The sequence below is a fragment of the Streptomyces sp. NPDC056987 genome (genome assembly GCF_042673865.1).
Lineage (GTDB): Bacteria > Actinomycetota > Actinomycetes > Streptomycetales > Streptomycetaceae > Streptomyces.
Genome location: NZ_JBHURV010000004.1, coordinates 269,393 through 293,693, shown reverse-complemented (window position 1 = coordinate 293,693; position 24,301 = coordinate 269,393). Strand labels below are relative to the sequence as shown.

18 protein-coding genes are annotated in these 24,301 nt (G+C 71.4%); 9 read left to right on the top strand and 9 right to left on the bottom strand.

The genetic code is table 11. From position 1 onward, the window contains the following. Window positions 1–123 precede the first annotated feature (123 nt). Together ACFTZC_RS07355 and iolD are read right to left on the bottom strand one after the other, a co-directional pair. The gene (locus tag ACFTZC_RS07355) at window positions 124–1,623 is read right to left on the bottom strand and encodes a CoA-acylating methylmalonate-semialdehyde dehydrogenase (protein WP_382887687.1); all 1,500 of its coding nucleotides are present in this window, start codon (window positions 1,621–1,623) and stop codon (window positions 124–126) included. A 13-nt stretch (window positions 1,624–1,636) separates the two neighbouring features. After that, window positions 1,637–3,571 (bottom strand): 3D-(3,5/4)-trihydroxycyclohexane-1,2-dione acylhydrolase (decyclizing), encoded by a 1,935-nt coding sequence (gene iolD, locus ACFTZC_RS07350; protein ID WP_382887685.1) that lies wholly within the window; start codon window positions 3,569–3,571, stop codon window positions 1,637–1,639. 313 nt (window positions 3,572–3,884) lie between these two features. Here iolD and ACFTZC_RS07345 point away from each other — a divergent pair, with 313 nt between their 5' ends. Further along, complete coding sequence (locus tag ACFTZC_RS07345; protein ID WP_382887683.1) at window positions 3,885–4,796, top strand: sugar phosphate isomerase/epimerase family protein; 912 nt, start codon at window positions 3,885–3,887, stop codon at window positions 4,794–4,796. Window positions 4,797–4,853: 57 nt separating this feature from the next. On the opposite strand, the gene ACFTZC_RS07340 is transcribed toward ACFTZC_RS07345, so the two are convergent. Continuing rightward, window positions 4,854–7,115 (bottom strand): MMPL family transporter, encoded by a 2,262-nt coding sequence (locus ACFTZC_RS07340; RefSeq protein ID WP_382887681.1) that lies wholly within the window; start codon window positions 7,113–7,115, stop codon window positions 4,854–4,856. Between the two features lie 144 nt (window positions 7,116–7,259). On the opposite strand from ACFTZC_RS07340, the gene ACFTZC_RS07335 reads away from it, so the two are divergent. Both ACFTZC_RS07335 and ACFTZC_RS07330 read left to right on the top strand, forming a co-directional pair. Next, window positions 7,260–7,940, top strand: a complete 681-nt coding sequence (locus tag ACFTZC_RS07335; protein ID WP_382887679.1) for a TetR family transcriptional regulator — start codon at window positions 7,260–7,262, stop codon at window positions 7,938–7,940. A 135-nt stretch (window positions 7,941–8,075) separates the two neighbouring features. Beyond that, window positions 8,076–8,309: a heavy-metal-associated domain-containing protein gene (locus ACFTZC_RS07330; RefSeq protein WP_382887677.1), complete on the top strand. Its 234-nt coding sequence runs from the start codon at window positions 8,076–8,078 to the stop codon at window positions 8,307–8,309. A 493-nt stretch (window positions 8,310–8,802) separates the two neighbouring features. Here the strand turns inward: ACFTZC_RS07330 and ACFTZC_RS07325 are convergent, their stop codons facing one another. The 5 genes from ACFTZC_RS07325 to ACFTZC_RS07305 all read right to left on the bottom strand — a co-directional run bounded on the left by ACFTZC_RS07325 (window position 8,803) and on the right by ACFTZC_RS07305 (window position 15,952). Next, complete coding sequence (locus ACFTZC_RS07325; RefSeq protein ID WP_382887675.1) at window positions 8,803–10,101, bottom strand: citrate synthase; 1,299 nt, start codon at window positions 10,099–10,101, stop codon at window positions 8,803–8,805. A gap of 216 nt (window positions 10,102–10,317) precedes the next feature. Beyond that, the gene (locus ACFTZC_RS07320) at window positions 10,318–12,528 is read right to left on the bottom strand and encodes an ATP-dependent RecD-like DNA helicase (protein ID WP_382887673.1); all 2,211 of its coding nucleotides are present in this window, start codon (window positions 12,526–12,528) and stop codon (window positions 10,318–10,320) included. A 255-nt stretch (window positions 12,529–12,783) separates the two neighbouring features. Then, window positions 12,784–13,575 carry a sugar phosphate isomerase/epimerase family protein gene (locus ACFTZC_RS07315; RefSeq protein WP_382887671.1) on the bottom strand — a complete coding sequence of 264 codons (792 nt, stop codon included), beginning with the start codon at window positions 13,573–13,575 and terminating at the stop codon, window positions 12,784–12,786. Window positions 13,576–13,631: 56 nt separating this feature from the next. Continuing rightward, a complete protein-coding gene (locus ACFTZC_RS07310; RefSeq protein WP_382887670.1) occupies window positions 13,632–14,804 on the bottom strand; it encodes a dihydrodipicolinate synthase family protein in 1,173 nt (390 codons plus the stop codon). Further along, the gene (locus ACFTZC_RS07305; protein ID WP_382887669.1) at window positions 14,801–15,952 is read right to left on the bottom strand and encodes a Gfo/Idh/MocA family protein; all 1,152 of its coding nucleotides are present in this window, start codon (window positions 15,950–15,952) and stop codon (window positions 14,801–14,803) included. The genes ACFTZC_RS07310 and ACFTZC_RS07305 overlap by 4 nt, the downstream gene beginning before the upstream one ends. A gap of 169 nt (window positions 15,953–16,121) precedes the next feature. Between ACFTZC_RS07305 and ACFTZC_RS07300 the strand changes: the two genes are divergently transcribed. From ACFTZC_RS07300 to ACFTZC_RS07290, 3 genes are all read left to right on the top strand, one after another. Beyond that, complete coding sequence (locus ACFTZC_RS07300) at window positions 16,122–17,216, top strand: LacI family DNA-binding transcriptional regulator (protein WP_365814324.1); 1,095 nt, start codon at window positions 16,122–16,124, stop codon at window positions 17,214–17,216. Window positions 17,217–17,482: 266 nt separating this feature from the next. Beyond that, window positions 17,483–18,475: a GNAT family N-acetyltransferase gene (locus tag ACFTZC_RS07295; RefSeq protein WP_382887666.1), complete on the top strand. Its 993-nt coding sequence runs from the start codon at window positions 17,483–17,485 to the stop codon at window positions 18,473–18,475. Further along, window positions 18,472–19,269: a sugar phosphate isomerase/epimerase family protein gene (locus tag ACFTZC_RS07290; protein WP_382887664.1), complete on the top strand. Its 798-nt coding sequence runs from the start codon at window positions 18,472–18,474 to the stop codon at window positions 19,267–19,269. Before ACFTZC_RS07295 ends, ACFTZC_RS07290 begins: the two co-directional genes overlap by 4 nt. 35 nt (window positions 19,270–19,304) lie before the next feature. On the opposite strand, the gene ACFTZC_RS07285 is transcribed toward ACFTZC_RS07290, so the two are convergent. Then, the gene (locus ACFTZC_RS07285; protein ID WP_382887662.1) at window positions 19,305–19,832 is read right to left on the bottom strand and encodes a hypothetical protein; all 528 of its coding nucleotides are present in this window, start codon (window positions 19,830–19,832) and stop codon (window positions 19,305–19,307) included. 312 nt (window positions 19,833–20,144) lie between these two features. Between ACFTZC_RS07285 and ACFTZC_RS07280 the strand changes: the two genes are divergently transcribed. From ACFTZC_RS07280 to ACFTZC_RS07270, 3 genes are all read left to right on the top strand, one after another. Continuing rightward, entirely contained in the window at window positions 20,145–21,146 is a 1,002-nt protein-coding gene (locus ACFTZC_RS07280) for a GlxA family transcriptional regulator (RefSeq protein ID WP_382887660.1), read from the top strand. A 79-nt stretch (window positions 21,147–21,225) separates the two neighbouring features. Further along, complete coding sequence (locus ACFTZC_RS07275; RefSeq protein WP_382887658.1) at window positions 21,226–22,230, top strand: LysR family transcriptional regulator; 1,005 nt, start codon at window positions 21,226–21,228, stop codon at window positions 22,228–22,230. A gap of 117 nt (window positions 22,231–22,347) precedes the next feature. Beyond that, on the top strand, window positions 22,348–24,171 hold the full coding sequence (locus tag ACFTZC_RS07270) for a glycoside hydrolase family 3 protein (protein WP_382887656.1): 1,824 nt from the start codon (window positions 22,348–22,350) through the stop codon (window positions 24,169–24,171). The last annotated feature ends 130 nt before the right edge of the window (window positions 24,172–24,301 follow it).

Below are 24,301 nucleotides of genomic sequence, written 5' to 3'. Positions count from 1 at the left end.
GCGAGTTACGGCCGGCGTTCACGGAGCAGTGACCACCGAGCAGTGGCCGCGGATCGGTCGTTACGGATCGGTCGTCACGGATCGGTCGTTATGGAGCAGCGGCCACGGATCGGCGGTGACGGATCAGTGGTTACGGGGGAAGCCCAGGTCCACGCCTGTCGGGGCGTCGGCCGGGTCCGGCCAGCGCGTGGTGACGACCTTGCCGCGCGTGTAGAAGTGCACGCCGTCGTTGCCGTAGATGTGGTGGTCGCCGAAGAGCGAGTCCTTCCAGCCCCCGAAGGAGTGGTATCCGACGGGCACGGGGATCGGCACGTTCACGCCGACCATGCCGGCCTCGATCTCCAGCTGGAAGCGGCGGGCGGCGCCGCCGTCGCGGGTGAAGATGGCCGTGCCGTTGCCGAACGGCGAGCTGTTGATCAGCTCGACGCCCTCCTCGTACGTCTCCGCTCGGAGCACGACGAGCACCGGGCCGAAGATCTCGTCGCGGTAGGCGTCCGAGTCGGTGGCGACCTTGTCCAGCAGGGACAGGCCGATCCAGTGCCCGTCCTCGTACCCCTCGACCGTGTATCCCGTGCCGTCCAGGACGACCTCGGCGCCCTGGGCGGCGGCTCCGGTCACATAGCCGGCGACCTTGTCGCGGTGGGCCCGGGTGATGAGGGGGCCCATCTCGGAGGCCGGGTCGGCGCCGGGGCCGATCTTGATCTTCTCGGCGCGCTCGCGGATCCTGGCGACCAGTTCGTCGCCGATCGCGCCGACGGCGACGACCGCCGAGATCGCCATGCAGCGCTCACCGGCCGAACCGTACGCCGCGGAGACGGCCGCGTCCGCGGCGGCGTCCAGGTCGGCGTCGGGCAGGACCAGCATGTGGTTCTTGGCGCCGCCGAGCGCCTGGACGCGCTTGCCGTTGGCGGAGGCCGTGGCGTGGATGTGACGGGCGATCGGGGTGGAGCCGACGAAGGAGACCGCCGCGACGTCCGGGTGGGCGAGCAGGGCGTCGACGGCCACCTTGTCGCCGTGCACCACGTTCAGCACGCCGTCGGGCAGTCCGGCCTCCGCCGCCAACTCCGCCAGGAGCACGGCGGCCGAGGGGTCCTTCTCGCTGGGCTTGAGGACGAAGGTGTTCCCGCAGGCGATCGCGAGGGGGAACATCCACATCGGCACCATCGCCGGGAAGTTGAACGGGGTGATGCCCGCGACGACCCCGAGCGGCTGGCGGATGGCGGCGACGTCGACCCGGCTGGAGACCTGGGTGGAGAGTTCGCCCTTGAGCTGGGTGGTGATCCCGCAGGCCAGCTCGACGATCTCCAGTCCGCGCGCCACCTCGCCGAGCGCGTCCGCGTGCACCTTGCCGTGCTCGGCGGTGATCAGCGCGGCGATGTCGTCGCGGCGGGCGTCGAGGAGCGCGCGGTAGCGGAAGAGGATCGCGGTGCGCTGGGCGAGCGAGGACGTCCCCCAGGTGGCGTACGCGGCCTTGGCGGCGGCGACCGCGCTGTCGACCTCCTCGGCGGAGGCGAGCGCGACCTGGGTCGTGACGGCGCCGGTCGCCGGGTCGGTGACGGGCCCCCAGTTGCCGGACGCGCCCTCGACGCTCTTGCCACCGATCCAATGGCTGACGGTCTTCATGTGTTCCGCTCCTTCACAGATGGCGGCGGCGGGTCGCTGCGTGGCGGTCGTACTCCTCGCGGGCCTCGACCGCGGCGATACGCGTCGCGGTCTCGGCCACCGGAACATCCCACCACGCCTGGGCCGGGGGAACGCCCGACACTGTGTCTGCCGTTTCGGTCTCCACGTAGACACATGTGGGGGCGTCGGCGGCGCGCGCCTCGGCCAGCGCTTCGCGCAGGTCACCGATGGTCCCGGCGCGGATCAGCCGCATGCCGAGGGAGGCCGCGTTGGCCGCGAGGTCCAGGGGGAGCGGGGATCCGGTGTAGGTGGCGTCGGCGGCCCGGAAGCGGTACGCGGTGCCGAAGCGCTCGGCGCCGACGGTCTCGGAGAGGCCGCCGATGGAGGCGTAGCCGTGGTTCTGGAGGATCACGACCTTGACGGGCAGCCCCTCCTGGACGGCGGTGACCAGTTCGGTGGGGCTCATCAGATAGGTGCCGTCGCCGACCAGCGCCCAGACCGGCCGGCCGGGCGCGGCGAGCTGGACGCCGATGGCCGCGGGGATCTCGTACCCCATGCAGGAGTAGCCGTATTCGACGTGGTACTGGTCGTGCGAGCGGGCCCGCCACAGCTTGTGGAGATCGCCGGGGAGCGATCCGGCCGCGTTGATGACGATGTCCTCGCCGGTGACGAGGGCGTCGAGGGCCCCGAGGACCTGGGCCTGGGTGGGGCGCCCGGTGTCCTCGCCGGCGGTGAACGCGGCCTCGACGCGCCGTTCCCAGCGCTTCTTGGCCCCGCTGTACCCGGTGACGTAGGCGGGCTCGACGCGGTGGCCGGCCAGGTCCGCGGCGAGCCGGCGCAGGGCGGTACGGGCGTCCGCGACCAGCGGGTGGGCGGCGAGCTTGTGGGCGTCGAAGCCGGTGACGTTGAGGTTGAGGAAGCGGACGTCCGGGTTCTGGAAGAGCGTGGCGGAGGCGGTGGAGAAGTCGGTCCAGCGGGTGCCGACGCCGATCACCAGGTCGGCCGCGGCGGCGAGTTCGTCGGCGGTGGCGGTACCCGTGTGGCCGATGCCGCCGACATCGCAGGGGTGGTCGTGGTGGAGCGAGCCCTTGCCCGCCTGGGTGGAGGCGACGGGGATGCCGGTGGCGTCGGCGAACGCGGCCAGTTCCTCCTCGGCGGCGCTGTGGCGGACGCCGCCGCCCGCGACGAGCAGGGGGCGGCGGGCTTCCCGTACGAGCCGTACCGCGTCGGCGAGTTCGTCGGGGTCGGGCGGCTGGCGGCGGACCCGCCAGACGCGCTCGGCGAAGAACTCCTCCGGCCAGTCGTACGCCTCCGCCTGTACGTCCTGGGGCAGCGCGAGGGTGACGGCGCCGGTCGCGGCCGGGTCGGTGAGCACCCGCATCGCGGCGAGCGCGGCCGGGACGAGCGCTTCGGGCCGGGTGATCCGGTCGAAGTAGGCGGAGACGGGGCGCAGCGTGTCGTTGACGGAGACGTCCCCGGCGGAGGCCACTTCGAGCTGCTGGAGGACGGGGTCGGCGGGGCGGGTCGCGAAGGCGTCGCCGGGGAGCAGCAGGACGGGCAGGCGGTTGACGGTGGCGAGGGCCGCGCCGGTGACGAGGTTGGTGGCGCCGGGGCCGATGGAGGTGGTCACGGCCTGGGCGGAGAGCCGGTTGCTCTGGCGCGCGTACCCCACGGCCGCGTGGACCATGGACTGTTCGTTACGGCCCTGCAAGTACCGCATGTCCTCGGAGCACTCGACGAGAGCCTGTCCGACACCCGCCACGTTGCCGTGCCCGAAGATGCCCCAGGTGGCGCCGATCAGACGGCGCCGGTGGCCGTCCCGCTCGGTGTACTGCCGGGCCAGGAAGGCGATCAGCGCCTGGGCGACGGTGCGCCTGCGGGTACGGGCGGCGGTACTCGGGCGCCCACGTCCGCGACCGCCCGTACGGCTGCTCGTACGGCTGCTCATCGGGCGTCCTCCCTGCTCATCGTGTGTCCTCCTGGACTCCGAGCGGCGGCGGTCGGGCATCGGTCACGGTGAAGCCGTACAGCGAAGTCATACAGCGCACGGCCGGGCGGGGCGACCCGAACCTCCGGCACGGTGCCGTGACGAGCGGGGAGCTTTCACTCGCGTCTCGCTCCTGCCAAAGCGAGGCAGGCTTCCGCACCGGAGGCGGTCACAGCAAGGTCTAACCGTCCTCCCGGGACCCTGTCAACGTTTTGTCTTTACATTCGAACCAAAGGCTTGACACTCTTTCCGTACGGGCTGAAAGCTGACCGGTATGACCTCCTCCGTACCCACGTCGAGCCGCATCCGAGTCGGGTCCGCCCCCGACTCCTGGGGGGTGTGGTTTCCCGACGACCCGCAGCAGGTGCCCTGGCGGCGTTTTCTCGACGAGGTAGCCGAAGCCGGCTACGAGTGGATCGAGCTGGGCCCCTACGGATACCTCCCGTCCGATCCCGACCGGCTGAGCGAGGAGACCGCGCGGCGCGGGCTGAAGGTCTCGGCCGGGACCGTCTTCACCGGGCTGCACCACGGACCGGCGGTCTGGGAGAAGACCTGGGCGCATGTCGCCGACATCGCCGCGCTCACCCGGGCGATGGGCGCGGACCATCTCGTGGTCATCCCGTCGTTCTGGCGGGACGACAAGACCGGTGAGGTGCTGGAGGACCGGACGCTCACACCCCAGCAGTGGCGGGATCTGACGGCCCAGACCGAGCGCCTCGGCCGTGAGGTGGAGGAGCGCTACGGGCTGAAGATCGTCGTGCACCCGCACGCCGACACGCACATCGACAGCGAGGAGAACGTGAGCCGGTTCCTCGACGCGACCGACCCTGCTCTGGTCTCGCTCTGTCTGGACACCGGGCATTACGCGTACTGCGGCGGGGACAGCGTCAAGCTGATCGAGACGTACGGCGAGCGGATCGGCTATCTCCATCTCAAGCAGGTGGATCCGGAGATCCTCGCGGATGTCGTCGCGAACGAGGTGCCGTTCGGACCGGCCGTCGGGCGGGGCGTGATGTGCGAGCCGCCGGCCGGGGTGCCGGCGCTGGAGCCGGTCCTGGCGGCGGCCCAGCGGCTCGACGTCGACCTCTTCGCCATCGTCGAGCAGGACATGTACCCGTGCCCGCCCGACAAGCCCCTCCCGATCGCCACGCGCACCCGCCGTTTCCTCAGAAGCTGCGGCGCCTGACCCGGCCCCGGCCCGGCCCCGGGGCACCTCGCCCGGGGCCGGACCGCTCCTGGCGGCTCAGACGCCCGCCGGGTCCCGGTCCTGGTCCCGGTCGCGGACCGGGGGCTCCGCCGGTCCTCCGGCGGCCGGCCGCGACTCGCCCTCGCTCAGCCCGAACCGCTCGTGGAAGCGGCGCAGCGGCCCCGGGGCCCACCAGGTGGCCTTTCCGGTCAGCTTCATCACCGCGGGCACCAGCAGGCTGCGTACGACCATCGCGTCCATCAGTACGGCGAGCGCGAGACCGAGGCCCAGCATCTTGGTGTTGGCGACCCGCGAGGTGCCTATCGCCACCATGACGACTGCGAGGATCACGGCGGCGGCGGTGATCAGTCCGCCGGTCCGGCGCAGGCCGAACGAGACGGCGTGCTCATGGTCTCCGCCGCGGTCGTACTCCTCCTTGATCCGGGAGAGCAGGAAGACTCCGTAGTCCATGGAGAGCCCGAAGGCGACACAGAACATCAGCACCGGCAGGGTGGTCTCCATGTCCCCGGTGGCGGTGAAGCCGAGCACCCCCGACAGGTGGCCGTCCTGGAAGATCCAGACCGTCGCCCCGAACATCGCCGTGAGGCTGAGGGCGTTGAGCACGACCGCCTGGACCGGTATCAGCACACTGCCGGTGAGCAGGAAGACCAGGAGCAGGGTGACCAGGACGATGATGGCCAGGGCCCAGGGCAGCTGCTCGGCTATGGCGTCCTTGGAGTCGACCAGGACGGCGGCGGTGCCGGTCACCGAGGTGTCGAACGCGGCCGGTTCGGCACGGATGTCCCGCACGAGCTCCTGCGCCCCCTCCCCCACTGCTTCGCCCTTGAGCGCCACCGCGAAGTACGCGTGTTCGCCGGAGGGGCCGGGCACCGGTCCGTCGACCCGTGTCACGCCGGGCAGGGCGGCTGTCCGGGTGCGGTAGTCGGCGTACTCGGCGGGGGTGGCGGCGCCCTCCGCCAGCACCTCCAGGCCGCCGCCGGGGCTACCGGGGAAGGCGCGCTGTATCTCCTCCTGGACCACACGGGAGTCGGCACCCGGGGGCAGCTGACGGTGGTCGGCGGTACCGAATTTGGCTCCCAGGAAGGGCAGCCCGAGCACGATCAGTCCCGCCGCCGTGGCGATGGCGAAGAACGGGGCCCGCCGCATCACCAGCGCGGCCATACGTCCCCAACCGGCCCCCGGCTCCTCGGCCTCTCCGGTCTTCCCGGTCTTCCCCTCCCCCGTTCCGCCGCGCCCGCGGCGCAGCAGCTTCCGCAGGTCCAGTGCGTTGACCCGGTGCCCCAGCAGCATCAGGGCGGCGGGCAGCAGGACCAGGGCCGCCGCGGCGGCCAGCAGGACGACCGCGATGCCCGCGTAGGCGAAGGAGCGCAGGAAGGGCTGCGGGAAGACCATCATGGCGGCCAGGGACACGGCCACGGTCAGCGCCGAGAACAGCACCGTGCGGCCGGCGGTCCGCAGCGTGGTGCCCACGGCGTCCCGTACCTCGGCGCCGTCCGCCAGCTCCTCCCGGAATCTGCGGACGATGAACAGGGCGTAGTCGATGGCCAGTCCGAGCCCGAGGGCCGTGGTGAGGTTCTGGGCGAAGATCGAGACTTCGGTCAGCTCCGTGAGGCCGCGCAGCAGGGCGTTGGTCCCCAGGATGGCGACGACGCCCAGGCCGAGCGGGAGCATGGCGGCGACCGCGCTGCCGAAGACCATGACGAGCAGGACGAGTGTCACCGGCAGGGCGATCAGCTCGGCCCGCAGCAGATCTTCCTGGATGGTGCTCTGCATCTCGCTCCGCACGGCGACGGGGCCGCCGACGGAGACCTTCAGCGTCCCCTGCTCGCCGCGGAATTCCGGGGTGATGCGGTCCAGGACCTTGAAGGCGGCCGTCTCGTCCCCCTCGATCCGCGCCGCGATCAGCGCTTCCCTGCCGTCCGCGGAGCGCAGCGCGGGCGATTCGGTCCGCCAGTAGGAGCCGACCCCGATGATTCCCTTCTCGGCCGCGAGGCGGTCGGTGAGCCGCTTGGCCTCCGCGGCCACGGCGGGGTCGTCGACGCTCCGGCTCCCGCTGTCGACCAGGAGCAGGAGATTGGGCTGGGAGGCGGGGAACTCCCGCTCCAGCGCCTTGGTCGCGTACGTGGACTCCGCGCCCGGGTCCTCCCAGCCCCCGTTGCTCATCCGGTCGGCGACACCGCTGCCCGCGACGACGGCGAGGGCCGTGATCACCAGCGCGATCAGCAGCGAGAGCCGCGGTCGCGCGGTGACGAACCGGGTCCAGCCCCCCGGGCGCGGGCCAGTGTTGACTTCGGACATGGTGCGGTGTCCCCTTCACCGTGACCCGTGGCACGGGTCAGCCGTTGCCATAGACTTGGCAAACACGAGTCCTCGCTCGCATTGACCAAGAATGCGAGTCACCGCTCGCGTTTGTCAACCGAGCCAGGAAGGCTGTGGACAGCCATGCCGGAGCCGACCCAGGACCCGACCTCCGGGCCGGTCCGACCGCGCCGCCGACAGGCCCGCGGAGAGCGCCGTATCGCCCAGCTCCTCGACGCGGCGGCCAGCGTCTTCTGCGCGAACGGCTACACCGCGGCCAGCACCAACTCCATCGCCCGGGAGGCGGGCGTGTCACCCGGCACGCTCTACCAGTTCTTCCCGAACAAGGAGGCCATCGCCGTCGAGCTGGGCGACCAGCTCCTGACGCGCTGGCGCGAGACCTACGGCCAGGCGCTCACGCCGACCCACCTGGCCCTGCCGCTCGACCGGCTGCTGGACGCCGTCATCGACCCCCTGATCCAGTTCAACCGGGAGAATCCGGCCTTCGCGGTCCTGATGCACGGCCCCGACATCCCCGGCCAGGTCACCCAGGAGCACGACGCGCTGCACTCGTCGATGCTCACCCGCGTGGAGGACATCCTCGGCGCCTACCTCCCCGACGTGCCGAAGACGGACACCGACCGGGTCGCGCAGATGCTCTTCACCGTGTTCAAGGCGGGCCTGATCCTGATCATGACCGCCGACCCCGCCGAGCGGGACGCGTACACGACCGAGCTGAAGCGGGTCCTCTTCCGCTACCTGGAACCGCTCGCCGAGGGCTCGGGGCTCGCCTGCCGCGCGGACGCGCCGGCATCCGCGCACTGAGCGGCCCGGCGGGCCCGAGGCTTCGTTTTCATACCCCCTAGGGGTACAGTTCAGATACGGGTCGGGGCGTACGCACCCACGTACCCCCGGCCTGCCATGGACCGCCACACCCGAGCCCCGAAGAGGAGACACGTCATGACCGCTGAGACGAAGAGCCAGGTCACCACCGTCTACCAGGTCACCGGCATGACCTGCGGGCACTGCGAGGGCGCCGTCGCCGGCGAGATCTCCGGGATCGAGGGCGTCACCTCCGTACAGGCCGCGGCCGCCACGGGAGAGGTCACCGTGGTATCCCAGGCGCCGCTGGACGAGGCCGCCGTACGCGCCGCGGTCGACGAGGCGGGATACGAATTGACCGGCCGGCTCTGATCCGGCCGCACCCCGGCCCCGGACTGGGCGTACCCTCCATTTATGTGGTCGCGAGCTCTTTGCACCCAAGGTCCTTCACAGGAACCACAGGACCTTCACAAAGAGATCTAGATCACATAGATTATGGGGTAACCATCGGGCCTGCTCGCGAGTCTAAGAGGACGATGCCGGAAGAACGTCTTGGGGGACGTTCGACGGGATCGCAGGGGATGTCTTGGGGGACGTCTCGTGCTAGCGATTGGCCGGGGCACGTGCACCGGGGAGCTTTGAGCGGCCCTCCCGTACGTACCCCGGTCCGACCGCCCGAGTAGCCGCTGATGGTTACGTCAGACGCCCGGCCCGGATCCCGTGGGGGGAATCCGCACCGGGGATATGGAAAGCGCCCCGTTCGCCGACCCGTGGGGGGATCGGCGGCGGGGCGCTTTTCGCTCTGTACGACTCCGGCTGCACGACTCCGGCGCGCTGTACGCGGCCGGCGCTGGGAAATCCGCTGTCAGCGGCCCTCGACCGGGACGAAGTCGCGCAGGACCTCTCCGGTGTAGATCTGCCGCGGGCGGCCGATGCGCGAACCGGGCTCCTTGATCATCTCGTGCCACTGGGCGATCCAGCCGGGAAGCCGGCCGAGCGCGAAGAGCACGGTGAACATCTCGGTCGGGAAGCCCATGGCCCGGTAGATCAGACCCGTGTAGAAGTCCACGTTCGGGTAAAGCTTGCGCTCGACGAAGTAGTCGTCGGCCAGCGCGTGCTCCTCCAGCTTGAGCGCGATGTCCAGCAGCTCGTCGGACTTGCCGAGCGCCGACAGGACGTCGTGCGCCGCCGCCTTGATGATCTTCGCCCGGGGGTCGAAGTTCTTGTAGACGCGGTGCCCGAAGCCCATGAGCTTCACGCCGTCTTCCTTGTTCTTCACCTTGCGGATGAAGGTGTCGACGTCGCCGCCGGACGCCTGGATGCCCTCCAGCATCTCCAGCACCGACTGGTTGGCGCCACCGTGCAGCGGGCCCCACAGGGCGCTGATGCCGGCGGAGATCGACGCGAACATGTTCGCCTGCGACGAACCGACCAGCCGCACGGTGGAGGTCGAACAGTTCTGCTCGTGGTCCGCGTGCAGGATCAGCAGCTTGTCGAGCGCGGCGACCACGACGGGGTCGAGCTCGTACTCCTGCGCCGGGACCGAGAAGGTCATGCGCAGGAAGTTCTCGACGTACCCGAGGTCGTTGCGCGGGTAGACGAAGGGGTGCCCGATCGACTTCTTGTACGCGTACGCCGCGATGGTCGGCAGCTTGGCGAGCAGGCGGATCGTCGAGAGGTGGCGCTGCTTCTCGTCGAACGGGTTGTGGCTGTCCTGGTAGAAGGTCGAGAGCGCGCTGACCACGGACGACAGCATCGCCATCGGGTGGGCGTCACGCGGGAACCCGTCGTAGAACCGCTTGACGTCCTCGTGCAGGAGCGTGTGCTGGGTGATCTCGTTCTTGAAGGAGGCCAGCTCGTCGACCGTCGGCAGCTCGCCGTTGATCAGCAGGTATGCCACCTCGACAAAGCTGGAGCGCTCGGCCAGCTGCTCGATCGGGTAACCGCGGTACCGCAGAATGCCCTGTTCGCCGTCGAGATAGGTGATCGCGGACTTGTAGGCGGCGGTGTTGCCGTAGCCGCTGTCCAGGGTCACCAGACCGGTCTGAGAACGAAGCTTCCCGATGTCGAAGCCCGTATCGCCGACGGTGCTGTCGATCACCGGGTAGGTGTACTCGCCGTCGCCGTACCGCAGTACTACCGCGTTGTCGCGTTTCTCGCTCACGTCATCCCTCACCGACGTAGTGCCTCTTCTTCGAGGTGCCCTGACTGTCTCTACCATCCCCCATTTGGCTCAGGAGAGTGCACTCGGGGTCGACCATTGGGCCTATTGGCGGCACTCAGTGCCGCCAACCTGCTCATCCTGCCCGCTTGGCCCCGGTTTCGAAAGTCCGCGAACCCGGAACCCCATGCCCGCGTACCCTCTACGGGCCCGGCGCACTCAGCCGCGCACCGTCAGCCGGTGGGCGAGGGCGGTGCAGCGTCTGCCCGCCGAGACCGTACGGACCGCCTGGCCTATGGCCTTGCGGGAGCCGACCAGGACGACCAGCTTCTTGGCCCGGGTCACCGCCGTGTACAGGAGATTCCGCTGGAGCATCATCCAGGCCCCCATGGTGACCGGAATGACCACGGCCGGGTATTCGCTGCCCTGGGAGCGGTGGATCGTCACGGCGTACGCGTGCGCCAGCTCGTCCAGCTCGTCGAAGTCGTACGGCACCTCCTCGTCCTCGTCCGTCAGCACCGTCAGCCGCTGTTCCTCCTGGTTGAGCGAGGTGACCACGCCGACCGTGCCGTTGAAGACCCCGTTCTCCCCCTTCTCGTAGTTGTTGCGGATCTGGGTGACCTTGTCACCGACGCGGAAGACCCGGCCGCCCAGGCGCTTCTCCGGCAGGTCGGGGCGGCCGGGCGTGATGGCCTGCTGGAGCAGCCCGTTGAGCGTGCCCGCGCCGGCCGGACCGCGGTGCATCGGCGCCAGGACCTGGATGTCGCGCCGCGGATCGAGGCCGAACTTCGCGGGGATCCGGCGCGCCGCCACGTCGACCGTCAGCCGCCCCGCGTCCTCCGTCTCGTCCTCCACGAAGAGGAAGAAGTCGGGCAGCCCCTCCGTGACGGGGTGCTTCCCGGAGTTGATCCGGTGGGCGTTGGTGACCACCCCCGACTGCTGGGCCTGCCGGAAGATGCGCGTGAGCCGGACGCTCGGTACGGGGCCGCTCTCGGCCAGCAGATCACGCAGCACCTCGCCCGCGCCGACCGACGGCAGCTGGTCCACATCCCCGACCAGCAGCAGGTGCGCCCCTGGCGCCACCGCCTTGACCAGCTTGTTCGCGAGCAGCAGATCCAGCATCGACGCCTCGTCGACCACCACCAGATCGGCGTCGAGCGGCCGGTCCCTGTCGTACGCGGCCTCCCCGCCGGGCCGCAGCTCCAGCAGCCGGTGGACCGTGGACGCCTCGGCCCCGGTCAGCTCGGCCAGCCGTTTGGCCGCCCGCCCGGTGGGCGCCGCCAGCACCACCTTCGCCTTCTTGGCCCGCGCCAGCTCCACGATCGAGCGGACCGTGAAGGACTTCCCGCACCCCGGCCCTCCCGTCAGCACGGCGACCTTCTCCGTGAGCGCGAGCCGGACCGCCTGCTGCTGCTCGGGCGCCAGCTCGGCCCCCGTACGCCCGGCCAGCCACGCGAGCGCCTTGTCCCAGGCCACGTCCCGGAAGGCCGGCATCCGGTCCTCGCCCGTCCGCAGCAGTCGCAGCACCTGGGCGGAGAGCGACAGCTCCGCGCGGTGGAAGGGCACCAGATAGACCGCGCTGATCTCCTCCTCCCCGCCCTCGGGCCCCGGCACCCGTTCCCTTACGACCCCCTCGTCCTCGGCGGCCAGTTCGGCGAGGCATTCGATGACCAAGCCCGTGTCGACCGTGAGCAGCTTCACCGCGTCCGAGATGAGCTGGTCCTCGGGGAGAAAGCAGTGCCCCTGGTCGGTGGATTGCGACAGCGCGTACTGGATGCCCGCCTTGACGCGCTCCGGGCTGTCGTGCGGAATCCCGACGGCCTGAGCGATCCGGTCGGCGGTCAGGAAGCCGATCCCCCACACGTCGGCCGCCAGGCGGTACGGCTCGTTCCTGACGACGGAGATCGACGCGTCCGCGTACTTCTTGTAGATGCGGACGGCGATGGAGGTCGACACGCCGACCCCCTGGAGGAAGACCATGACCTCCTTGATGGCCTTCTGCTCCTCCCAGGCCGCCGCGATCGCCTTCGTCCGCTTGGGGCCGAGGCCGGGGACCTCGACGAGCCGCTTGGGCTCCGTCTCGATGATGTCCAGCGTCTCCAGGCCGAAGTGCTCGACGATCCGGTCGGCGAAGACGGGACCGATCCCCTTGATGAGACCGGAGCCGAGATAGCGGCGGATGCCCTGGATCGTGGCCGGCAGGACCGTCGTGTAGTTGTCGCACATGAACTGCTTGCCGTACTGGGGGTGCGAGGCCCAGCGGCCCTCCATCCGCAGCGACTCGCCCGGCTGCGCGCCGAGCAGCGAACCGACCACGGTGAGGAGATCGCCGCCGCGGCCGGTGTCGACGCGGGCGACCGTGTAGCCGTTCTCCTCGTTCGCGTACGTGATCCGTTCGAGCACGGCTTCGAGCACTGCGGGACTGGACATGATCCGACGCTACCGCCGGGCTCGGACAGCGGGGCCGCCCTGTGGACAACTGACGCCGCGCCACGGGCCACCGCGTACCGGCCGGCGCGTACCGCCACGCCCTACAAGGGGCCCGGTCCGACAGACCGGGCCCCACGCGCTCCCCCTCCAACAGGGCTTCCACATCCCCCCGGATCCATCCCCCGAAAGCCCTGTTGACGTATACGACTCACGTCACCCCGGAAGGGTTGCACGGTTCCGCAGAGTTATTTTTTTCTACAACGCGTGCCGCACATACCGCTCCGCGACCTCCGTGAGGAGTTCGACGCCGTCTCGCTGCCAGAGGTCGTCGTTGAACAGTTCCACCTCGATCGGGCCCGAGTAGCCCGCCGCGTCGACCCGTTCGCGCCAAGCGCGCAGGTTGATCGCGCCGTCACCGAGCTGGCCGCGTCCGTTCAGCACCCCGGCCGGGAGCGGTGTCGTCCAGTCGGCGAGCTGGAAGGTGAAGATGCGCTCCGCGGCCCGGACGACCGCCGCGGGGGCCCGGTCGTCCCACCAGATGTGGTACGTGTCCACGGCCACCCCGACCTGGTCGGCGGGGAACCGTTCCGCCAGGTCGAGCGCCTGGTCGAGGGTGGAGACCACACAGCGGTCGGAGGCGAACATCGGGTGCAGCGGCTCGATGGCCAGCCTCACCCCGCGCTCCGCCGCGTACGGCGCCAGCTCCCCCAGCGCGTCCGCGATGCGCTCCCGCGCCCCGTGGAGGTCCTTGCTGCCCTCGGGGAGGCCGCCGGAGACCAGCACCAGGGTGTCCGTGCCCAGGGCCGCCGCCTCGTCGACGGCGGCGCGGTTGTCGGCCAGCGCCTCGGCCCGCCGGGCCGGATCGATCGCCGTGAGGAACCCACCCCGGCAGAGCGTGGTGACCACGAGCCCGGCATCCCGTACGAGCTTGGCCGCGGCCTCGGTCCCGTACGCCCGGACGGGCTCGCGCCACAGCCCCACGCCCGGCACCCCGAGTCGTACGCAGGTCTCGGTCAGCTCGGGCAGGCCGAGCTGCCTGACCGTCATCTGGTTGATGCTGAAGCGCGACAGATCGCCTGGGGGTGATGTGTTCAACGGTCCGCTCACTGTTCCACTCCGCCCACGCTGAGCAGGGATTTCATCCTGGCCTCGGCCACCGCGGGGTCCGGGAGGAGCCCGAGCCCGTCGGCGAGTTCGTACGCCCGCGCGAGGTGCGGCAGCGAGCGCGCCGACTGGAGGCCGCCGACCATCGTGAAGTGGTCCTGGTGGCCGGCCAGCCAGGCGAGAAAGACCACACCGGTCTTGTAGAAGCGGGTGGGCGTCCGGAAAAGGTGACGGGACAGTTCGACCGTGGGGTCGAGGAGTTCCCGGAACCCCTTCGTGTCGCCGGTGTCCAGGACCCGTACGGCCGCCGCCGCCAGCGGCCCCAGCGGATCGAAGATGCCGAGCAGCGCGTGGCTGAAGCCCTGGTCGTCGCCCGCGATCAGCTCGGGGTAGTTGAAGTCGTCGCCCGTGTAGCAGCGCACGCCCTTCGGCAGCCGGCGGCGCAGCTCGATCTCGCGCTCGGCGTCCAGCAGGGAGATCTTGATTCCGTCGACCTTGTCGGGGTGATCGGAGATGACCTGGAGGAAGGTCTCGGTGGCCGCGTCGAGATCGGCGCTGCCCCAGTAGCCGTCCAAAGCGGGGTCGAACATCGGCCCGAGCCAGTGCAGTACGACCGGCTCCGAGGCCTGACGCAGCAGGTGGGCGTAGAGGTCCAGGTAGTCGTCGGGGGTGGTCGCGGCGGCGGCGAGGGCACGGGACGCCATCAGGACGGCCTGCGAGCCGGTGTCCTCGACGAGCGTCAGCTGCTCCTCGTACGCGGCCCTGACCTCCGCCAGCGAACGGGGGCCCGGCGCGAGTTGGTCGGTGCCCACGCCGCACGCGATCCGGCCGCCGGCCGCCTTCGCCTCGGCGGCGGAGCGGCGGATCAGCTCGGCCGCGCCCGCCCAGTCCAGCCCCATGCCACGCTGCGCGGTGTCCATGGCCTCGGCGACCCCGAGACCGTGCGACCACAGGTGGCGGCGAAAGGCGAGGGTGGCGTCCCAGTCGACGGCCGCGGGGCCGTCGGGGCTGATGTCCGCGTACGGGTCGGCGACGACATGGGCGGCGGAGAAGACCCTGCGGGAGGCGAGGGCGGTCCCGCCCTCCGCACCGGCCACTACGAAGGCGGCCGGTTCCGAACGTGGCGTATAGGGGCGCGTTCCGCCCCCCGGGGAAGGGAGCCTGATGGTCACAGCGTCAGCTCCGGTACGTCGAAGCGGCGGCCCTCGGCCGAGGAACGGAGCCCCAGTTCGGCGAGTTGCACGCCGCGCGCGCCCGCGAGGAGGTCCCAGTGGTACGGCTCGTCGAGAACGACGTGGCGCAGGAACAGCTCCCACTGCGCCTTGAAGCCGTTGTCGAACTCCCCGTTGTCCGGTACTTCCTGCCACTGGTCGCGGAAGGACTCGGTGGCGGGGAGGTCGGGGTTCCAGACCGGCTTGGGGGTGGCGCTGCGGTGCTGGACCCGGCAGCGGCGCAGCCCGGCGACGGCCGAGCCGTGGGTCCCGTCGACCTGGAACTCGACGAGTTCGTCGCGGTTGACGCGGACGGCCCAGGAAGAGTTGATCTGCGCGACGGCGCCACTGTCCAGCTCGAAGATGCCGTACGCGGCGTCGTCGGCGGTCGCGGCGTACGGCTTGCCGTGCTCGTCCCAGCGCTGCGGGATGTGCGTGGTGATGTGGGCCTGGACGCTGGCCACGCGCCCGAACAGCTCGTGCAGGACGTACTCCCAGTGGGGGAACATGTCGACGGTGATGCCGCCGCCGTCCTCGGCGCGGTAGTTCCAGGAGGGGCGCTGGGCGTCCTGCCAGTCGCCTTCGAAGACCCAGTAGCCGAACTCTCCCCTGACGGAGAGGATCTCGCCGAAGAACCCGCCGTCGATGAGGCGCTTCAGCTTGAGCAGTCCCGGCAGGAAGATCTTGTCCTGGACGACGCCGTGCTTGATCCCGGCGGTGCGGGCCAGCCGGGCCAGCTCCATGGCGCCTTCGAGGTCCGTCGCGGTCGGCTTCTCGGTGTAGATGTGCTTGCCCGCGTCGATCGCGTTCTTGACGGCCTCCACACGGGCGGAGGTGACCTGGGCGTCGAAGTAGATGTCGATCGTGTCGTCCTCCAGGACGGCGTCGAGATCGGTCGACCACTCCGTGAGGTCGTGCCGTTCGGCGATCTCTTTGAGGGCGTGTTCCCGGCGGCCGACGAGGACGGGCTCGGGCCACAGCGTCTCGCCGCCCCCGAGGTCGAGTCCGCCCTGTTCGCGGAGGGCGAGGATGGAGCGCAGCAGGTGCTGTCGGTAGCCCATCCGCCCGGTGACGCCGTTCATGGCGATCCGCACTGTCCTGCGTGTCACGAAGTTCCCTCCATATGGCCGTGGCAGCCGTGGCGAGCGATTGACCGTATGGCCGCTGACTGTAGCAAGCGCTTTCTATCCGGTAAGAAGCTAGCCTGCGACAGCGGTCGGGACAAGAGCCCGGCCCGATCACCGCCCCAAACTCACCCGTACCCCTCGGAGGAATGCGATGACAGTCACCCTGGCGGATGTGGCGGCGCGCGCCCGGGTGTCACCCGCCACCGTCTCGCGCGTACTGAACGGCAATTACCCGGTCGCCGCCGCCACTCGGGAGCGGGTGCTGCGGGCGGTCGACGACCTGGACTACGTGCTGAACGGCCCCGCCAGCTCTCTCGCCGCGGCCACCTCGGACCTGGTGGGCATCCTCGTCAACGACATCGCGGACCCGTTCTTCGGGATCATGGCGGGGGCGGCGCAGACCGAGATCGGCGGGCAGGAGGGGACCGGGCGCGCGGGCGGCGAGAAGCTGGCCGTCGTCTGCAACACGGGCGGATCACCCGAGCGCGAACTGACCTATCTGACCCTGCTCCAGCGCCAGCGCGCCGCCGCGGTCGTGCTCACCGGCGGGGCGCTCGAAGACCCCGACCACATCGCCGCGATGACCACGAAACTGGCGAAACTCGCGGACGCGGGGACCCGGGTGGTGCTGTGCGGACGGCCACCACTGCCGGGCAGCGACGCGGCCGTCGCCTCGCTGGCCTTCGACAACCGGGGCGGTGGACGACGGCTGACGGAACACCTGCTGGCGCTGGGGCACCGGAGGATCGGCTACGTCGCCGGACCGATGGAGCGCACGACGACCCGGCACCGGCTGGAGGGACACCGGGCGGCGCTGGCGGCCGCGGGGGCGTGGGACGGTGCCGACGGCGCGGGGAGCGCCGGCGGGGAGCCGGATCCGCTGACGGTGCACGGCCCGTACACCCGCCGGTCGGGGTACGAGGCGACGCTGGAACTGCTGCGGCGCGCGCCGGACCTCACGGCGGTGGTCGCGGCGAACGACACGGTGGCGCTGGGCGCGTGCGCGGCGGTGCGCGAGCGGGGGCTGCGGATCCCGGAGGACATCTCGGTGGCGGGCTTCGACGACCTGCCGTTCTCGGTGGACGCCACCCCGGCGCTGACGACCGTACGGCTGCCGCTGTACGAGGCGGGCGCGCGGGCGGGCCGGCTGGCGATGGGCACGGAGACGCCGCCGCCGGGCGGGATCACCACAATCTCGGCGGAGCTGATGGCGCGGGCGTCGACGGCACCGCCGCGGGCGGACTGAGACGGCGGGCTTGACGGGCGGGCGGGCACACGCGGGCGCGGGCGCGCGGAATGGCGGATGCACAGCGGGGCGGCCAGGCGGGCGGGCTCGCGCGGGCCTGCCCGTCCGCGGACGGGCAGGGGCCAGGACCGGCGGACCTATAGGGGGCCACTGATTGGCGAGCGGACGCCAAAGCGCCGAGAAGGCTTGCCGGGCACCGACGGCCGGGCCTAGCGTTGACTCAGTCAAAGATCGGGGGCCGGCGAGCGTCCGGAGATGGGGTTGCCATGGCTGTGCAGGAAATGCGTGAGTTCAACCGCTTTTACACGAATCTGATCGGTGCACTCGACTACGGCAAGCATCTGTACACGCCGTACACCCTCACCGAGTCGCGGGTGCTGTACGAGCTGGCGCACGCACCGCGGACCGACGCGGCCGATCTGCGGGCCGAACTGTCGCTCGACGCGGGATATCTGAGCAGACTGCTGACCAAGTTCGAGCGGGACGGCCTGGTCGGCCGCGCCCCCTCCGAGGAGGACGCGCGGCGGCAGCGGATCACCCTCACCTCGCGGGGGCGCGAAACCGCGGAACTGCTGGACGAGCGCTCGCGGGACGCCGTGGGCACCCTGCTCGACCGGGTCGAGCCGGGGCGCCGTCCCGAGCTCGCCGACGCGATGCGTACGGTACGGGACATCCTCGGCACGGACAGGACCAAGGCCCCCGGCGGGCGGGGCGCGGTCGTGCTGCGCGAGCCCGCGCCGGGCGAGCTGGGCTGGATCGTGCAGCGCCACGGGGCGGTGTACGCGGCGGAGTACGGCTTCAACACGGAGTTCGAAGGGCTCGTCGCCCGGATCGTCGCGGACTTCGCCCAGCACCACGACCCACGGCTGGAGCGGGTGTGGGTCGCCGAGCTGGACGGCATACCGGTGGGCTCGATCATGTGCGTGCGGGACGACGAGCCGGGCATACGGGGCGACGACGGCGGACCGGTGACCGCCAGACTCCGGCTGCTCCTGGTCGAGCCCGAGGCCCGGGGCCACGGGCTGGGCGAACGCCTGATCGGCGCGGTGGTGGATTTCGCCCGCTCGGCGGGGTATGAGCAACTGACGCTCTGGACCAATGACGTCCTCTCCGCCGCCCGCGCCCTCTATCAGCGCGCCGGATTCACCCTCGTCACAGAGCAACCGCACCACTCGTACGGGGCGGACCTGATAGGCCAGGACTGGCACCTTCTCCTCAAGGAAGGAGCCACCACCCGCCAGAAAGGAACACCACAGTGAAGTTCGCTTTCTCCACCCTCGGAATCCCGGGCCTGCCCATCCCCGAGGTCGTCGCCCTCGCCGCCGCCTCCGGCTATCAGGGAGTCGAGCTGCGGACCCACCCGGAGGAACCGGTGCACCGGGGCATGGGCCGCCGCGACCGCGCCCTGGTGGTCGAGGAGTTCGAGCGGGCCGGCATCGAGATAGTGGGGCTGGCCGGGTACGCCCGGGTGGCCAAGGCGGACGTGGACGAGGACCAGTTGCGCCAGGAGCTGGAGGAACTGCTCTCCCTGGCACGGGATCTCGGCGCCCCGTTCATCCGCGTCTTCCCCGGCGGCGGCGACCAGACCGCCGACGAGGCGGACACCCTGGCGGCGCGGCGGCTGGCCGCCGCCGCGGAGACGGCCACGGACTACGGCGTACGGATCCTGTTGGAGACCCATGACTCGCACCGCACGGGCAAGGACGCGGCGCGCGTACTGGGCCCGGTCGGACATCAGCAGGTGGGGGTGCTCTGGGACGTGATGCACACCTGGCTGGGCGGCGAGTCCCCGATCACCACCCACGGCATACTCGCCCCGCACCTGGGCTACGTCCAGGTGAAGGACATCGCCTCGGCCGAGGACAGGACGCCGCTGCCCCTGGGAGCCGGGGTGCTGCCGCTGGGCGAGTGCCTGGCCCTGCTCGACGACAGCACCTGGGTCTGCTGGGAGTACGAGAAGCGCTGGTACCCGCACGCGGCGGACCTCCCCGAGCTGCTGGCGCCGGGGCGGGCCTATCTGGAGGGGCTGATACGCGAACACCGGCGAGGCTGACGCGCACGAACCGCTGAGCGGCGACCGGCCCGCGGTCACGCGCCCGTTGTCGAGCCGGGCCGGATGATCATCAGGATGGTGACCACTGCCCACAGCAGGTTGAAGATGCCGGTGAACATGGCGAGTTGAGCCGTCGCGGACCTCGGCACAGCAATCGGGTTCTCGTCCCCCGCGGCGGGCGGGGCGGAGCCGCCGGAGGCGGCGGGGGCGAGACTCCCGGCGGGGGTCGCCATCTCCAGAAGGGCGCTCTGGCGCGGAAGGACCAACGCGCCCAGGACCACCGCCGCCACGAGGGTCAGGGCCATGGAGACGACCAGCCAGGTGTCTCCCAGGACGCCCATGTTCTTCGCCGTGGCCAAACCGAAGACGGGGACGGCGACGCCGGCCACCGCGTACACGCGGCAGATGCGGTGCAGCACGGTGACATTCGCCCAGGCGTCCCGGTCGCCCGGTGCGGCACTCGCGCGGCGGACGGCGGGCGGGAACATGCTGGCCGCCACCGTGACCGGGCCTATGGCGACGATCGCCGCGATGACATGCAGGGAGAGGAGCAGCTTGGTCATGACTGTGGTCCGTCGGATGTGGCCGGCGAGCGCCGGGGCGATGGGTGCGGGTCGGGCAGGGTGGGTGAAGTGGGCGGAGTGGGCGGGCGCCTTCGGGGTGTCAGGAGGCCCGCACCGTCGGCGGGGCGCCGCTGCCGACGCTAGTCAGCCGCCGGAACCCCGGACAGTGGCCGGAGTGCCAGGCGCCAACGGATTACTGCCACGCCACCGGAGGCGCCAGGAGCACCTGGGGCAGAAGACGCGATCAGGGCAGAAGGCGCGGCCGGGGCACCCGGAAGTGGCGACAATCCGTTGGCCCTCTACGTTCTTGCCATGCACACCTTGGCTGTCCTCGCGCTCGACGGAGTCATCGCCTTCGACCTCGCCACCCCCATCGAGGTCTTCTCCCGTACCCGGCTGCCCGACGGCAGCGCCGCCTACGAGGTACGGATCTGCGCCGCGGGCGGCGCGGGCGAGGAGGTCGACGCCGGGGTCTTCACGCTGCGGGCGCCGTGGGGGCTGGAGGCGCTCGCCGAAGCCGACACCATCGTGCTGCCGGGGGTCGCCGATCCGACCGCGCCCGTGCCGGAGGAGGTCCTGGACGCGCTGCGGCGGGCGGCGGCCGGGGGCGCCCGTATCGTCTCGATCTGCGCCGGGGCGTTCACGCTGGCCGCCACCGGGCTGCTGGACGGGTTGCGGGCCACCACGCACTGGGTCGCCGCCCCGATGCTGGCCGAGCGGTATCCCGCGGTCGAGGTGGACGCCGCGGTGCTGTACGTGGACAACGGGCAGTTCCTGACCTCGGCCGGGGCCGCCGCGGGGCTCGATCTCTGTCTCCATCTCATCCGGCGGGACCACGGTTCGGCGGTGGCGGCCGACGCCGCGCGGCTGTCCGTGATGCCGCTCGAACGCGACGGCGGGCAGGCCCAGTTCATCGTCCACCCCCGGCCCCCGGCACCCCAGGGGTCGGCCCTGGAACCACTGCTGCACTGGCTGGAGGAGAACGCGGGACAGGATCTGACGCTCGACGACATCGCCGACCGGGCCGGCATGAGCACCCGTACCCTCAACCGGCGCTTCCGCGAGCAGACCGGGACCACGCCGCTCCAGTGGCTGCACCGGGCCCGGATCCGTGAGGCGCAGTATCTGCTGGAGACGACCGGGCACCCCGTCGACCGGATCGCCTCGCGGGTCGGCTTCGGCTCGCCGACCGCCTTCCGTGACCGTTTCAAGCGCCTCGTGGGGACGAGCCCGCACGCGTACCGGCACGCGTTCCGGCGGGCACCGGAGGCCGTGGCCGTCGTCGGCTCCGTCGAATCGGCCTCGACCGTGTAGCGGCCGTACGAATCCACCGATGATTGAATTGAGCGTTACTTACGCTTTTGCCGACGATTCCGCTTCCCGGGAGGCGACCATGCTCGATCTGGCCCGGCTGCGCGCCCTGCACGCCGTCTCCGTGCACGGCTCCGTGGCGGCCGCCGCCTCCGCCCTCGGCTACACCCCCTCGGCCGTGTCGCAGCAGATCACCAAGTTGGAGCGGGAGACCCGCACGACCCTGCTGGAGCGGCGCGGGCGCGGGGTCGCGCTCACGGACGAGGCCCGGCATCTCGCCGCCACCGCCGAGGAACTCCTCGCCATCGTCGAGCGCGCCGAGACCTCCCTGGAGGAACGCAGGGGACAGCCGACCGGGCGGCTCGTCGTCGGCGCGTTCGCCACCTCGGCGCGCGGGCTGCTCCCCGGTGTGCTGGCGGAGCTGGCCACGCTCCACCCCACCCTCGACGTCCGGCTCCGCGAGATCGACCCGCACCTCTCCGTCGACCTGGTCGCCCGGGGCGCCCTCGACCTCGCCGTCGCCCACGACTGGGACATCGCCCCGCTGCCCGCCCCCGAGGGGGTGGAGCAGGCGGTGATCGGGGAGGACCCCTGCGACCTGCTCGTCCATGCCTCGCATCCCCTGGCGGCGCGTTCCTCCATACGCAGGGAGGACCTGTCGGGCGAGCGCTGGATCTGCCAGCCTCCGGGCACGGTCTGCCACGACTGGCTGGTCCGCACGCTGCGGGCGGCCGGCTGCGAGCCGGATCTCGCGCACCAGGCCGAGGAGAACCACACCCAGCTCGCCCTGGTGGCGGCCGGGCTCGGCGTCGCCCTGCTCCCCCGGCTGGGGCGCGGGCCGCTGCCCGAGGGGGTACGGGCGGTCGCCCTGGACCCGGTTCCGATGCGCCGGCTGTACGCCCTGTGGCGCACCGGCGCCGCGCGACGCCCGGCCGTCACGGCGGCGGTGGACGCGTTGCGGCGCCACTGGCCAAGCGTCGCCGCCCCTGCCGCCCCTGCCGCGCCCACCGGCCCCGCCGCCCTCGCGGCGCCCACCGCCCTCGCCGCCCCGGCCGTCGTACCGGAACCGGTTCCGCAGGCCCCGTAGGGCTCGCCGAACGGCTTGGGTGGCAGATCTCTTGACCGGCAGTTACTTTCCGGATAACCGTGAATCCCTGGAAGTTTCCTTCACTTCCCTCGCAGCACACGGCCGGAAGGAGCACCTGTGCACGACCGGACCATCTCCAGACGCACCCTCCTCACCGCAACCGCCGTAGCGGCGGCTGCCGTTACCACCACAGCCGCTGCCGCGCCCCCCGTCGCCGCCCGCACCCCCGTCGCCGCCCGTGACCGGCTCCGCCGCCTCGTCGCCCGGATGAGCCTGGAGGAGAAGGTCGGCCAGCTCTTCGTCATGCGGGTGTACGGGCACTCCGCCACCGCTCCCGACCAGGCCGACATCGACGCCAACCTCGCCGAGATCGGTGTCCGCACCGCCGCCGAGCTGATCTCCACGTACCACGTCGGCGGCATCATCTACTTCGCCTGGGCGCACAACACCCGCGATCCGCACCAGATCGCCGGGCTCTCCAACGGCATCCAGCGGGCCGGCCTGGCCCAGCGCACCCCCGTGCCGCTCCTCGTCGCCACCGACCAGGAGCACGGCATCGTCGCCCGGGTCGGCAAGCCCGCCACCCTGCTGCCGGGCGCGATGGCGCTCGGCGCCTCCCGTTCGCGCTCCGCCGCCCGCGAGGCCGCCCGGATCGCCGGGGCGGAGCTGGCCGCGATGGGCATCAACCAGAACTACGCGCCCGACGCGGACGTCAACGTCAACCCGGCCAACCCGGTCATCGGCGTACGGTCCTTCGGCGCCGACCCGCAGGCCGTGGCCGGGATGGTCGCCGCCCAGGTGACGGGGTATCAGAGCGCGGGCATCGCCACCGCCGCCAAGCACTTCCCGGGCCACGGCGACACGAAGGACGACAGCCACTACTCCCTCCCCACGATCCACCACACGCGCGCGCAGTGGACGGAACTGGACGCCCCGCCGTTCCGCGCGGCGATCGCCGCCGGTGTCACCTCGATCATGACCGCGCACATCGTCGTCCCGGCCCTCGACCCGAGCGAGGACCCGGCGACCCTCTCCCGCCCCATCGTCACCGGCGTCCTGCGCGAACAGCTCGGCTACGAGGGGGTGGTGGTCACCGACGCGCTCGGCATGGAGGGCGTACGGCAGAAGTACGGCGACGCCCGCGTCCCCGTCCTCGCCCTCCAGGCGGGCGTGGACCAGCTGCTCAACCCGCCCCGCCTCGACCTCGCCTGGAACGCGGTCCTGACGGCGGTCAAGGACGGCGAACTCTCCGTCCGCCGCATCGAGGAATCGGTGCTGCGGATCCTCGAACTCAAGGAGCGGCTCGGGCTGTTCCGCGATCCGTACGTCACCGGCCGCGATGTGGACCGTACGGTCGGCACCCGCGCCCACCTCGCCGCCGCCGACCGGATCGCCGACACCACGACCACCCTGCTCGCCAACGAGCGCGGGCTGCTGCCCCTGAGCCGCCGCCGGGAGCGGAACGTCCTGGTCGTCGGCGCCGATCCGGCCTCGCCCTCCGGGACGACCGGGCCGCCGACCACGGTTCTCGCCACCGCCCTGAACGAGCTGGGCTTCAGCGCCACGGCTCTGTCCACGGGTACGGCGCCGACCGCCGCGAAGATCGACGAGGCGGTGGCGGGCGCGCGGGGCAAGGACGCGGTCGTGGTCGCCACGTACAACGTCTCGGCCACCAGCTCGCAACGCACGCTGGTCAGCGCGCTGGCGGCGACCGGGGTGCCGGTCGTGACGGTCGCGATCCGTAACCCGTACGACATCGCGCGGCTCTCCGGCGTCGCCGCCTCCCTCGCCACGTACTCCTGGACGGATGTCGAACTGCGCGGCGCGGCACGGGTGATCGCGGGCCGCGTCCGGCCCAGGGGGCTGCTGCCCGTGCCCGTGCAGCACGCGGACGATCCGGCGCGGGTGCTGTATCCGATCGGTCATGGGCTGAGTTACTGACGACAAGCGACAAACGGGATGTGGGGTGGGGGGGGCCCCCGGCGGGGGGGCGGCCCCCCACCCCAAAGACGCCACGCAACACACGCCCCCAGGACGGAGGGGGGGCGCCGGCGCGCCCGCCGCCCCAAGA